Source organism: Streptomyces sp. NPDC058864 (assembly GCF_042742985.1).
Classification (GTDB): Bacteria; Actinomycetota; Actinomycetes; order Streptomycetales; family Streptomycetaceae; genus Actinacidiphila.
Map to the genome: position 1 here is coordinate 123,038 of NZ_JBHYMQ010000010.1, position 12,732 is coordinate 135,769.

A 12,732-nucleotide genomic window follows, 5' to 3' on the forward strand; every position below is an offset into this window, starting at 1 on the left:
ACAATGGGACCGGTGCAAACCGAACTGTTCAGCCACTCCGTCCAGCACGTGCTCGACCTCGTCGGGATCTTCGTCTTCGCGATCTCCGGCGCGCTGCTCGCCGTACGCAAGAACTACGACGTCTTCGGCATGGCGGTGCTCGCCGAGGTCACCGCGCTGGGCGGAGGGCTGATCAGGGACCTGATCATCGGAGCGGTGCCGCCGGCCGCCTTCACCGACCTCGGGTACTTCCTCACCCCGCTGATCGCCACCACGGTGGTGTTCTTCCTGCACCCCCAGGTCGAGCGGATCAACACCACGATCAGCGTCTTCGACGCCGCCGGCCTCGGCCTCTTCTGCGTCGCCGGCACCACCAAGGCCTACGACTACGGCCTCAACCTCACCGCCTCGGCCACCCTCGGCCTCGCCACCGCCGTCGGCGGGGGCGTGCTGCGCGACCTGCTCGGCAACGAGGTCCCCTCCCTGCTGCGCTGGGACCGCGACCTGTACGCCGTGCCGGCCATCGTGGGAGCCACCGTCGTGGTGGTGCTCATCAAGTTCGAGGCCCTGACCCCGGCCACCGGGGTCCTCGCCGTCGTCAGCGCCTTCGCCCTCAGGCTGCTGGCCATGCGCTACCACTGGCGCGCGCCCCGCGCGTGGCACCGCCGCACCACCGCCGCGGAGGAACTCCACCTGTAGCGGGGCACCCCCCGGGAGGGTGGCCCTCGGTCCGGGAAGGCGCCGTGGCCGCCGTAGAATCACGCTCATCATGGCCTACCTCGACCACGCCGCCACGACCCCGATGCTGCCGGAGGCGGTCGAGGCGATGACCGCGCACCTCGCCGTCACGGGCAACGCCTCCTCCCTGCACGCGGCCGGCCGCCGGGCCAGGCGCACGGTGGAGGAGTCCCGCGAGTCCCTGGCCGCCGCGCTCGGCGCCCGCCCCAGCGAGATCGTCTTCACCGCGGGCGGCACCGAGGCCGACAACCTCGCGGTCAAGGGGCTGTACTGGGCCCGCCACGACGCCGACCCCCGGCGCACCCGGGTCCTCGCCAGCCCCGTCGAGCACCACGCCGTCCTCGACGCCGTCGACTGGCTCGCCACGCACGAGGGCGCCCGGGTCGAATGGCTCCCGGTCGACGCCTACGGGCGCGTCCACCCCGAGGCCCTGCGCGAGGCCATCGCCCGCGACCCGGGCGATGTGGCGCTCGCCACGGTGATGTGGGCCAACAACGAGGTCGGCACGGTCTTCCCGGTCGCGGAACTGAGCGCCGTGGCCCGGGAGTTCGAGGTGCCGCTGCACTCCGACGCCGTGCAGGCCCTCGGCCAGGTCGAGGTCGACTTCGCGGCGTCCGGGCTCGACGCGATGACCGTCACCGGGCACAAGGTCGGCGGCCCGTACGGCGTCGGCGCGCTGGTGCTCCGGCGCGAGATCGGCCCAGTCCCCATCCTCCATGGCGGCGGCCAGGAGCGCGGCGTACGCTCCGGCACGCTCGACGTCCCCGCGGTCGCCGCATTCGCCGTCGCCGGAACACTGGCCGCGCGGCGGCACGAGGACTTCGCGCGGGAGATCGGCGCCCTGCGTGACGACCTGGTCGCCCGGGTCCGCGAGGCCGTCCCCGAGGCCATCCTCAACGGCGACCCCGCCCCCGGGGGCCGTCTTCCCGCCAGCGCCCACTTCTCCTTCCCCGGGTGCGAGGGGGACTCCCTGCTGATGCTGCTCGACGCCCAGGGCATCGAGTGCTCCACCGGGTCCGCGTGCACCGCCGGCGTCCCCCAGCCCAGCCACGTCCTCCTCGCCATGGGCGCCGACCCCGACCTCGCCCGGGGCTCCCTGCGGTTCTCCCTCGGGCACACGTCGACGGCGGAGGACATCGCGGTCCTCGGCGAGGCGATCGGCCCGGCGGTGGCCCGCGCGCGCAGCGCGGGCCTGATGTAGCCCCCGCGCGCCGCCGCGGCGGCGCGCGCCGGGCTTTTCCCGCCCGCCCACCCGTGCGGCATCGTCGGCGGGTGCGGGTGGCCCCCGTGGGTGGTGCCGGCGCGTCGGCGGCTCGCGGCGGTGTGCCGCCCCTCCGTTCACACAGCGCAGGCGGCAACGGGTGGGCGGGAGACAGCCCGCCGCACCCGCCCACGCGCTTGCACCCGTCCGCACGCGCGCGCCCGCGTTCACGCAGCGCAGGCGGTAACGGGTGGGCGGGTGGGAGACGGCCCGCCGCAGGCGCAACGGACCTGCACTCGCCCACGCACCCGCCCACGCCCACGCACCTGCACCCGTCCGCACGCGCGCGCACCCCGCCAGGGCCCGCACCCCGCCAGGGGCCCGCACCCGCACCGCCCGGCGAAGCGTCGCCGGGGCGCCGTACCCTAGGAGGCGCTATGACTGACTTCCCCGGTGCACCCACAGGCCCTGGCGACGGCCGTCGCCTCCGCGTGCTCGCCGCGATGAGCGGTGGCGTCGACTCGGCCGTGGCGGCCGCCCGCGCCGCCGAAGCGGGGCACGACGTGACGGGCGTGCACCTCGCCCTCTCCGCGAACCCGCAGTCCTTCCGCACCGGAGCCCGCGGCTGCTGCACGGTCGAGGACAGCCACGACGCCCGCCGCGCCGCCGACGTGATCGGCATCCCCTTCTACATCTGGGACCTCGCCGACCGCTTCCGCGCCGACGTCGTCGACGACTTCGTCGCCGAGTACGCCGCGGGCCGCACGCCCAACCCCTGTCTGCGCTGCAACGAGAAGATCAAGTTCGCCGCGCTGCTCGACAAGGCGATCGCCCTCGGCTTCGACGCGGTGTGCACCGGTCACTACGCCACCGTCGTGGTCAACCCCGACGGCTCCCGCGAGCTGCACCGCGCCTCCGACGCGGCCAAGGACCAGTCGTACGTGCTCGGCGTCCTCGACGAGCGGCAGCTGGCGCACGCCATGTTCCCGCTCGGCGACACCCTCACCACCAAGGACGAGATCCGCGCGGAGGCGGCCCGGCGCGGCCTGTCCGTCGCCAAGAAGCCGGACAGCCACGACATCTGCTTCATCGCGGACGGCGACACCCAGGGCTTTCTCGCGCGGCGCCTCGGCACCGCAGAGGGCGACATCCTCGACGAGGACGGCCGGCGCCTGGGCACCCACTCCGGCGCCTACGGCTACACCGTGGGCCAGCGCAAGGGGCTGCGCCTGGGCGTGCCCGCCGCCGACGGCAAGCCGCGCTACGTGCTCGACATCTCGCCGGTGAACAACACGGTGACCGTCGGCCCGGCCGAGGCGCTGGACGTCACGGCCCTGACCGCGATCCGCCCGCGCTGGTGCGGCACCGCGCCCGACGGCGCCGGGCCGCGTACGTACACCGCCCAGCTGCGCGCCCACGGCGACGACGTGCCCGTCACCGCCGAGCTGGCCGACGGCGAACTGCGCGTCCGCTTCACCGGCGGAGCCGTCCGCGGCGTCGCGCCGGGCCAGGCGGTCGTGCTCTACGACGGCACCCGTGTCGTCGGCTCGGCGACGATCGCCACGACGGAGCGCAGCCGGCGCGCCGCCGCCGCGGCCGGCGCCTGACCGTGTCACGCGGGTCACGGAACGGGCCGGGCGCCCCCCTGCCCGGCTCCCGGTGGAATGCGCGAGACTGGCCCGCATGAACATCTGCGTCTTCCTCTCCGCCGCCGACCTCGAGCCCCGGTACACCGAACCCGCCCGCGAGTTCGCCGAGTTGATTGGCAAGGGTGGCCACACCCTGGTGTGGGGCGGCTCGGACGTCGGCCTGATGAAGGTGATGGCGGACGGGGTGCAGGAACACGGCGGGCGCCTGGTCGGGGTCTCGGTGGAGTTCCTGGCGGCCAAGGCCCGCAGGGGCGCCGACGAGATGGTGATCGCGGCCGACCTCGCCGAGCGCAAGGCGGAGCTGCTGGCCCGCGCGGACGCCGTGGTGGTCATGGTGGGCGGCACCGGAACGCTGGACGAGGCGACCGAGATCCTGGAGCTGAAGAAGCACGGGCTGCACACCAAGCCGGTCGTCCTGCTGAACACGGCGGGCTTCTACGACGGGCTCAAGGAGCAGTTCCAGCGCATGGACGAGGAGGGCTTCCTGCCGCTGCCCCTCACCGACCTGGTGTTCTTCGCCGAGGACGGCGTCTCGGCGCTCGCCTACCTGGAGGAGAACGCCGGCATCGTGTGAGCCGGCGGGGATGACAGCATGGGGCCCATGTCGATTCACCTGATCACCGGCGCGGGCTCCGGCATCGGCGCCGTCGTGGCGCAGCGTCTCCTCGACCGCGGCGACGAACTGTGGCTGCTGGCCCGCGACGCCGGACGCGCCAAGGAGCTGGCCGGACGCTTCCCCGGCGCGCACACCCTCGTCGGTGACCTCGCGGAGCCGGAGCGGCTGTCCTGGGCGCTGGGCCACCAGTCGCCGCCGGACCGGCTGGACTCCCTGCTGCACATCGCGGGCGTCGTGGACCTGGGGCAGGTGGGCGAGCTCACCCCGAAGACCTGGAACCGGACGCTCGCCGCCAACCTCGTCGCCCCCGCCGAGCTGACCCGCCTCGTCCTGCCCCAACTGCGGCTCTCCCGCGGCCACGTGCTCTTCGTCAACTCCGGCGCCGGGCTCAACGCGCACGCCGAGTGGGGCGCCTACGCGGCCAGCAAGCACGGCCTGAAGGCGCTCGCGGACTCCCTGCGCGAGGAGGAGCACGCGAACGGGGTGCGGGTCACCTCCGTCTACCCGGGCCGCACCGCCACGCCGATGCAGGCCAAGGTGCACCAGCAGGAGGGCAAGGCGTACGACCCCTCGCGCTGGATCGCCCCCGAGTCGGTCGCGACGGCGATCCTGACGGCGCTGGACCTGCCGCGGGACGCCGAGATCAACGACCTGACGATCCGGCCGGGAGCCTGACCGTCCCGTCGTCGTAGGCTGCACCGGTGAGCACGGAAGGTACCGAAGCGAAGTTCCGGCTGCCCGCAGGGGCGGCCACCGGTGTGGGCTCGATGCCGGGAGGTGACGCGCGCGAGGCGGCACGGACGGCGACCGGGGCGCTGGAGGCGCTGCCGTTCCTGCCGGAGCTGCCCGCGCGCGGCCCGGGCGCCGACATGATCGGCCGCACGCTCGGGATGCTGGTCGAGCTGTACGCGCGCGTGGAGCCCAGCGGATGGCGGTTCGGCGACCGCCCGGGACGGGACACCCGCCGGGCCAGGGCGTGGCTGGGGGAGGACCTGGACGCCCTGGAGGAGTTCACCCAGGGCCACCAGGGGCCCCTCAAGCTCCAGGCGGTCGGGCCGTGGACGCTCGCGGCCTCCGTCGAGCTGAAGAACGGCGAGGCGGCGCTCTCCGACCCCGGCGCCTGCCGTGACCTGGCGGCCTCGCTCGGCGAGGGACTGCGACTGCACCTGGAGGAGGTGCGCCGGCGCGTGCCCGGCGCGCAGCCCGTGCTGCAGCTGGACGAGCCGTCGCTCACCGCCGTGCTCCAGGGCCGGGTCAGGACGGCCAGCGGCTACCGCACGCACCGCGCGGCGGACCGGGGCGTCGTCGAGGGCGCGCTGCGGGACGTCATGGCGGCGGTCGGTGACGTACCGGTGATCGCGCACTCCTGCGCGCCGGAGGTGCCCTTCGCGCTGCTGCGCAGGGCCGGGGTGGCAGGGGTGTCGTTCGATTTCTCGCTGCTCACGGAGGGTGACTGGGACGCCTTCGGTGAGGCGGCCGAGGCGGGAACCGCGCTCCTGACCGGTGTCGTCCCGGGGACCGACGCCCGATTGTCGGACGCTGCGGGTAGCGTCAGTGGTGTCCGGGCGCTGTGGCGCAGGCTGGGGCTGTCCCCGGGGGATCTGGGCACCTCCGTGGCGGTGACCCCGTCCTGCGGTCTGGCGGGGGCCTCGCCGGCCTATGCCCGTGCCGCACTCGTGCACTGCGCGAAGGCGGCACGCTCGCTCGTCGACAACCCTGAGTGAGGAACGGGATGAGGAAGGACGTGGACGTGGAGGACTCCGTGATCCCCGAGGGCGCCAGGAACGAGGCCGTGCCGGCCGAAGCGCGCGAGTTGCACGCCTCCCTGGCCGAGCAGGTCGAGGAGCACCGCTTCCGCTACTACGTCAAGGACCAGCCGGTCGTCAGCGACGCCGACTTCGACAAGCTGCTGCGGCGGCTGGAGGCGCTGGAGGACGAGCACCCCTCGCTGCGCACGCCGGACTCACCGACCCAGAAGGTCTCCGGCGCGTACGCCACGGAGTTCACCTCGGTCGAGCACCGCGAGCGCATGCTCTCCCTCGACAACGCCTTCACCGAGGAGGAGCTGAACGCCTGGGCCGACCGCCTCGCCGCGGAACTGGGCCCGCCGGCGGGCGAGGGCGGCACCTACCACTTCCTGTGCGAGCTGAAGGTCGACGGCCTCGCCGTCAACCTCACGTACGAGAACGGCCGCCTGGTGCGCGGCGCCACCCGCGGCGACGGCCGCACCGGTGAGGACATCACGCCCAACGTCCGCACGATCGCCGAGATCCCGGACCGGCTGGCGGGGGAGCGCGTCCCAGCTCTGGTCGAGATCCGCGGCGAGGTCTTCTTCCCCATGGAGAAGTTCGAGGAGCTCAACGCCCGCCTGGTCGAGGCCGGCGACAAGCCCTTCGCCAACCCGCGCAACGCCGCCGCCGGTTCCCTGCGGCAGAAGGACCCGCGGGTCACCGCGAGCCGCCCGCTGCACATGGTGGTGCACGGCATCGGCGCCCGCGAGGGCTTCGCCATCGACTGCCAGTCCCACGCCTACGAGTTGCTCCACGAGTGGGGCCTGCCCACCACCAGGTACGCCCGTGTGGTCGGCACGCTCGCCGAGGTCAAGGAGGCCATCGCCTACTACGGCGAGCACCGCCACGACGTCGAGCACGAGATCGACGGGATCGTCGTCAAGGTGGACGAGATCCCGCTGCAGGGCCGGCTCGGCTCCACCGCCCGTGCGCCGCGCTGGGCCATCGCGTGGAAGTACGCGCCGGAGGAGGTCAACACCAAGCTGGTCGACATCCGGGTCGGCGTGGGCCGCACGGGCCGCGTGACGCCGTACGCGGTGGTCGAGCCGGTCACGGTGGCCGGCTCGGAGGTCGAGTTCGCCACCCTGCACAACCAGGACGTGGTCAAGGCCAAGGGCGTGCTCATCGGCGACACCGTCGTGCTGCGCAAGGCCGGTGACGTCATCCCGGAGATCCTCGGCCCGGTCGTCGACCTGCGGGACGGCAACGAGCGCGAGTTCGTGATGCCCGCGCAGTGCCCCGAGTGCGGCACCCCGCTGCGCCCCATGAAGGAGGGCGACATCGACCTGCGCTGCCCCAACGCGCAGGGCTGCCCGGCGCAGATCCGGGAACGGCTGTTCTACCTGGCGGGCCGCAAGTGCCTGGACATCGAGAACTTCGGCTACGTCGCCGCGGCCGCGCTCACCCGGCCCCTGGAGCCCGCCGACCCGCCGCTGCGCGACGAGGGCGACCTGTTCGACCTCACCGCCGAGGACCTGCTGCCCATCCGCGCCCACGTCCTCGACCAGAACAGCGGCCTGCCCAAGCGCGACCCGGAGACCGGCCAGGAGAAGGTCGTCTCGGTCTTCGCCAACCAGCAGGGCGAGCTGAAGAAGAACGCGGTGTCCATGCTGGAGAACATCCAGCAGGCCAAGGAGCGGCCGCTGGCCCGGATCATCGCGGGCCTGTCGATCCGTCACGTCGGACCGGTCGCCGCCGAGGCCCTGGCCCGCGAGTTCCGCGACCTGGACGCGGTCTTCGCGGCCGACGAGGAGCGCCTGGCGGGAGTCGACGGCGTCGGCGGGATCATCGCCGCCTCCCTCAAGCAGTGGTACGAGGAGGAGTGGCACCGCGAGATCCTGCGCAAGTGGAAGGCGGCCGGGGTCCGCTTCACCGAGGAGGGCTCCGACGAGGGGCCGCGCCCGCTGGAGGGCCTCACCGTCGTCGTCACCGGCACCCTCGCCACCCACACCCGGGACGGCGCCAAGGAGGCGCTTGTCAGTCGCGGGGCGAAGGTCACCGGATCGGTCTCCAAGAAGACCGACTTCGTGGTCGTCGGCGACAGCCCGGGCTCCAAGTACGACAAGGCCGTGCTGCTGAAGGTGCCGATCCTGGACGAGGACGGCTTCGCCGTGCTGCTCGGACAGGGTGCCGACGCGGCCCGCGAGGCCGCCGTGAACCCGGAGGGCTGACACCCCATCATCACCCTTTCGGCCCATAGTGGAACGATCCGGGAGAGTGGGATCCATTCGGGCAACAGCAGCCGATCGGTGCCCGTGACAGCCTTTATCGCCCTACTGTTGAGAGGCGCGCCCTCCGGGCTTGGGCCCTCCAGCAGCCCGGCGGTCAATGCCGCGGGCGAGGGCGTGTGGTGGAACGGCGCACGCGGCTGCGAGAGGGTACGGGCATGGAACCGACGGACAGCGCCGGACCGGCGCAGCGGCTGCTCGGGCCGGCCGCGCCGGTGCTGCCCGCGGCGGCACTCAGGTACTCGGTCGTGGGCGCTGCCGCGGCGGCCCTGATCGTGGGCGTCGTCCGGATACTCGTGGACGGCAACGCCTTCTTCCCCGGCGGCGACGTCGGCTGGGCGTTCGCCGTGCTCACCGGCATCATCGTCGGCCACCTCGTCGCCATGGGCCGGGACCGCTGGTGGGGCGGCACCGGCTCCGGCGCCGCCCTGACCCTCGCCATGCTGCTGCTCTACGGCTGGGTGCCCGCGGTGCTGGTCAGCCTGGCCGTCGTCGTCCTGGTCGGTGCGGCCCGCCGGCACCGCTGGCGGGAGGCGCTGCTGCACGGCGCCGTGGACATCCTGGGCATCGGCGCCGCCTCGCTCGCGCTGTCCGCCTTCGGCACCCACCCGTCCGTCGAACAACCCTGGCAACCCGCCACTTGGGGGATGGCCGCCGTCCCCGCGGTGCTCGCCGCCGCGCTCGGCTACCTCGCTGCGACCCGTACGCTCCTGTGGTACGCGATCGTGCCGCGCGCCGGGGCGCTGCCCACCGTGGCCCGCACGGCACTGATACGCCAGGGCTTCGTCGGCGTCGCACTGCTCGGCATCTCCCCGCTGATCATCATCGTCGCGGCCGATCTGCCGCTGCTGCTGCCGCTGTTCGCCGTGCCCCTGATCGCGCTCGACTCCACGCTCTGGATCGCCCACGCGCGCGCCGAGGAGCAACTGCGCGACCCCCTCACGGGACTGCCCAACCGTCAGTGGCTGCTGGAGCGCACCTGGACCGCGCTCGACGACGCCGCCCGCAGCGGCGAGCGCGTCGCCCTGGTCCTGATCGACCTCGACAAGTTCCGCTCCGTCAACGACACCCTCGGTCACATGGCCGGTGACCGGCTGCTGCTGCAGATCGCCGACCGCCTGCGGCTCGCCCTGCCGCGCGGCGCCGAGGTCGCCCGGCTCGGTGGCGACGAGTTCGCCGTCCTGCTCCCCACCTGCGACGCGCCGACCCGCGCCCAGCGCATCGCCAGGGCCCTGGTCGCCGCGCTCGGTTCACCGTTGAGTCTCGACGGCCTGACCCTGGTCCTCGAGGCCAGCGCCGGGGTCGCCGTCTACCCCGATCACGCCGGTGACGCCGAGGGCCTGCTGCGCCGCGCCGACGTCGCGATGTACCAGGCGAAACGTGACCGCAGCGGCGTCGAGGTCTACGAGTCCTCCCGCGACGGCAACACTCCCGACCGCCTGGGCCTGCTCGGCGACCTGCGCCGGGCGCTGGACCGCGGCGAGGTCGAGCTGCACTACCAGCCGAAGGTCCGCTTCGACGGGCAGGTCGCCGGGCTGGAGGCGCTGGTCCGCTGGGTGCACCCCGAGCGCGGCCGGGTCAGCCCCGAGGAGTTCATCGCGATCGCCGAGACCTCCGGGCTCATGCCGCAGCTCACCGAGTACGTCCTGGAGACCGCCCTCGGGCAGGTCGCCCGGTGGCGGGCGATGGGTCTCGACGTCCCCGTCGCCGTCAACGTCTCGCCGCGGGACGTCCACTCGCCCGGCTTCGCCGGGGCCGTCGCCGCACGCCTGGCCCGGCACGGGGTCCCGCCGGGGGCGCTCCAGCTGGAGATCACCGAGCACGTGCTGCTGGAGGACCCGCAGCGCGCCGCCGACACCATGGCCGGGCTGACCGGGCACGGGGTGAAGATGTCGCTGGACGACTTCGGCACCGGGTACTCCTCGCTGGTGCACCTGCGGCGGCTGCCCGTGAGCGAGCTGAAGATCGACCGCTCGTTCGTCGCCCGGCTGTCCGTCGACGCCGAGGACGCGGAGATCGTGCGCTGCACGGTCGACCTCGCCCACTCCCTCGGCCTCCTCGTCGTGGCGGAGGGCGTCGAGGACGACGAGACGTGGGAGCGCCTGCGGGACCTGGGCTGCGACGCGATCCAGGGCTGGCTCGTCGCCGCCGCGATGCCCCCGGAGGAGACCACGGCCTGGCTGCGGCTGCGCGGCCAGGCCGGATGGCGCCGCCCGGCGGAGCTGGAGGCCGCGAAGGAGCGGGCCGCCGTTCCCGACGCGCAGTGACGTTTGCGGGCCCCCGACCTGCGGGCCCGCACCCGCCGCGGGGCGCTGCGGGCGCCCGCGGACCCCACCCGCCCCAGCGGCATCGCGAGTCCGGGCCGGTGCGCCCCGGCCCGCCCCGGCGGGGCGAAGCGCTAACCGTTTCGCCCCCGGGGCACCCGCGCCCATAGGATTGGGCGCGAAAAGACCAAACTCACCCCCAGAGGATCGCTGCATGCCAGGCATCACGCGCGAGGAGGTCGCCCACCTCGGCCGGCTGTCGCGTCTGGAGCTGAAGGACGAAGAGCTCGACCACTTCGCCGGACAGCTCGACGCCATCATCGGCGCGGTCGCCCGCGTCTCCGAGGTGGCCGGCGAGGACGTACCGCCGACCTCCCATCCGCTGCCGCTGACGAACGTCATGCGCCCTGACGAGGTCCGGCCCAGCCTGACCCCGGCCGAGGCGCTGTCCGGCGCGCCCGCCGAGGAGCAGCAGCGCTTCAAGGTGCCGCAGATCCTGGGGGAGGACTGATCACGATGACCGATCTGACCAGGCTCACCGCCGCACAGACCGCCGCCGCCGTTGCCTCCGGCGAGACCTCCGCCGTCGAGGTGGCCCAGGCCCACCTGGACCGCATCGCCGCCGTCGACGAGAAGGTCCACGCCTTCCTGCACGTCGACACCGAGGGCGCCCTGAAGGCGGCCAGGGCCGTCGACGACAAGCGTGCCGCCGGCGAGAAGCTCGGCCCGCTCGCGGGCGTCCCGCTGGCGCTGAAGGACATCTTCACCACCAAGGGCATCCCGACGACCGTCGGCTCCAAGATCCTCGAAGGCTGGATCCCGCCGTACGACGCGACGCTGACCGCCCGCCTCAAGCAGGCCGGCATCGTCATCCTCGGCAAGACCAACATGGACGAGTTCGCCATGGGGTCCTCCACCGAGAACAGCGCCTACGGCCCGACCGGCAACCCGTGGGACCTCACCCGCATCCCCGGCGGCTCCGGCGGCGGTTCCTCCGCCGCCCTGGCCTCCTTCCAGGCCCCGCTGGCCATCGGCACCGACACCGGCGGCTCCATCCGCCAGCCGGCCGCCGTGACCGGCACGGTCGGCGTCAAGCCCACCTACGGCGGGGTCTCCCGCTACGGCATGGTCGCCTTCAGCTCCTCCCTGGACCAGGGCGGCCCCTGCGCCCGCACCGTGCTGGACGCGGCGCTGCTGCACGAGGTCATCGCGGGCTACGACCCGATGGACTCCACCTCCATCGACGCCCCCGTCCCGCCGGTCGTCGAGGCCGCGCGCAACGGCGACGTCAAGGGCCTGCGGGTCGGCGTCATCAAGGAGTTCGCGGGCGAGGGCTACCAGCCCGGCGTCATGGAGCGGTTCAACGAGTCCGTCGAGCTGCTGCGCGAACTCGGCGCCGAGGTCGTCGAACTGTCCTGCCCGTCCTTCGAGTACGCGCTCGCCGCGTACTACCTGATCGCCCCCTCCGAGTGCTCGTCCAACCTGGCCCGGTTCGACGGCCTGCGCTACGGCCTGCGGGTCGGCGACGACGGCACCCGCAGCGCGGAGGACGTCACCGCCCTCACCCGCGAGGCCGGCTTCGGCCCCGAGGTCAAGCGCCGCATTATGCTCGGCACGTACGCGCTCAGCTCCGGCTACTACGACGCGTACTACGGCAGCGCCCAGAAGGTCCGCACCCTGATCTCGCGGGACTTCGAGCGCTCCTTCCAGCAGGTCGACGTGGTGATCTCGCCGACCACCCCCACCACCGCGTTCCCGATCGGCGAGCGCGTGGACGACCCGATGGCGATGTACCTCGCCGACCTGTGCACCATCCCGGCCAACCTGGCGGGCAACGCCGCCATGTCCGTGCCCTGCGGCCTCGCTTCCGAGGACGGGCTCCCGGTCGGTCTGCAGATCATCGCCCCGGCCATGGCCGACGACCGCCTCTACCGTGTCGGTGCGGCCGTCGAGGCGGCGTTCACCGCACGCTGGGGCCACCCGCTGCTGGAGGAGGCACCGATCCTGTGAGCAAGCTCGAGAAGGCCAAAGGCTTCAAGAAGAGCAAGTCCGGCACGTACCTGTCGATCGGCACGACGCTCTTCGGCGCGGTCGGTGTGGCACGGCAGATGAAGCGGGGCCGCGCGGACAGCGACACGCTGCTGCTGATCGACGCGGTGGTCAGCGCCGCGGCGATCGCCACCGGCGTCGCCCTGCTGCTCCGCCAGCTGCGCCGGCTCGGCGACGACGACGTGCTGTCATCCTGACGGGGAACTGAGAGGTATCGA

At 73.4% G+C, this 12,732-nt stretch carries 11 protein-coding genes; all 11 read left to right on the top strand.

Annotation, left to right across the window (positions count from 1 at the left end):
• The first annotated feature begins 12 nt into the window (after positions 1–12).
• The 11 genes from ACFW3D_RS10965 (at position 13) to ACFW3D_RS11015 (ending at position 12,711) form a co-directional block, all read left to right on the top strand.
• A complete protein-coding gene (locus tag ACFW3D_RS10965) occupies positions 13–678 on the top strand; it encodes a trimeric intracellular cation channel family protein (RefSeq protein ID WP_500503701.1) in 666 nt (221 codons plus the stop codon).
• A 70-nt stretch (positions 679–748) separates the two neighbouring features.
• Positions 749–1,918 (top strand): cysteine desulfurase family protein, encoded by a 1,170-nt coding sequence (locus tag ACFW3D_RS10970; protein ID WP_500503703.1) that lies wholly within the window; start codon positions 749–751, stop codon positions 1,916–1,918.
• A gap of 437 nt (positions 1,919–2,355) precedes the next feature.
• Complete coding sequence (gene mnmA, locus ACFW3D_RS10975; protein ID WP_500503705.1) at positions 2,356–3,525, top strand: tRNA 2-thiouridine(34) synthase MnmA; 1,170 nt, start codon at positions 2,356–2,358, stop codon at positions 3,523–3,525.
• Between the two features lie 76 nt (positions 3,526–3,601).
• Positions 3,602–4,141 (top strand): LOG family protein, encoded by a 540-nt coding sequence (locus ACFW3D_RS10980; protein WP_500503707.1) that lies wholly within the window; start codon positions 3,602–3,604, stop codon positions 4,139–4,141.
• A gap of 27 nt (positions 4,142–4,168) precedes the next feature.
• On the top strand, positions 4,169–4,858 hold the full coding sequence (locus tag ACFW3D_RS10985) for an SDR family oxidoreductase (protein WP_500503709.1): 690 nt from the start codon (positions 4,169–4,171) through the stop codon (positions 4,856–4,858).
• A gap of 26 nt (positions 4,859–4,884) precedes the next feature.
• Positions 4,885–5,907: a methionine synthase gene (locus ACFW3D_RS10990; RefSeq protein WP_500503711.1), complete on the top strand. Its 1,023-nt coding sequence runs from the start codon at positions 4,885–4,887 to the stop codon at positions 5,905–5,907.
• A gap of 8 nt (positions 5,908–5,915) precedes the next feature.
• Positions 5,916–8,144, top strand: a complete 2,229-nt coding sequence (gene ligA, locus ACFW3D_RS10995) for an NAD-dependent DNA ligase LigA (protein WP_500503713.1) — start codon at positions 5,916–5,918, stop codon at positions 8,142–8,144.
• 215 nt (positions 8,145–8,359) lie between these two features.
• Positions 8,360–10,468 (top strand): putative bifunctional diguanylate cyclase/phosphodiesterase, encoded by a 2,109-nt coding sequence (locus ACFW3D_RS11000; protein WP_500503714.1) that lies wholly within the window; start codon positions 8,360–8,362, stop codon positions 10,466–10,468.
• Between the two features lie 211 nt (positions 10,469–10,679).
• Complete coding sequence (gene gatC, locus ACFW3D_RS11005) at positions 10,680–10,976, top strand: Asp-tRNA(Asn)/Glu-tRNA(Gln) amidotransferase subunit GatC (RefSeq protein WP_500358990.1); 297 nt, start codon at positions 10,680–10,682, stop codon at positions 10,974–10,976.
• 5 nt (positions 10,977–10,981) lie between these two features.
• On the top strand, positions 10,982–12,475 hold the full coding sequence (gene gatA / locus ACFW3D_RS11010) for an Asp-tRNA(Asn)/Glu-tRNA(Gln) amidotransferase subunit GatA (RefSeq protein ID WP_500503716.1): 1,494 nt from the start codon (positions 10,982–10,984) through the stop codon (positions 12,473–12,475).
• Positions 12,472–12,711: a hypothetical protein gene (locus ACFW3D_RS11015; RefSeq protein WP_500366114.1), complete on the top strand. Its 240-nt coding sequence runs from the start codon at positions 12,472–12,474 to the stop codon at positions 12,709–12,711. Before gatA ends, ACFW3D_RS11015 begins: the two co-directional genes overlap by 4 nt.
• Positions 12,712–12,732 lie beyond the last annotated feature (21 nt).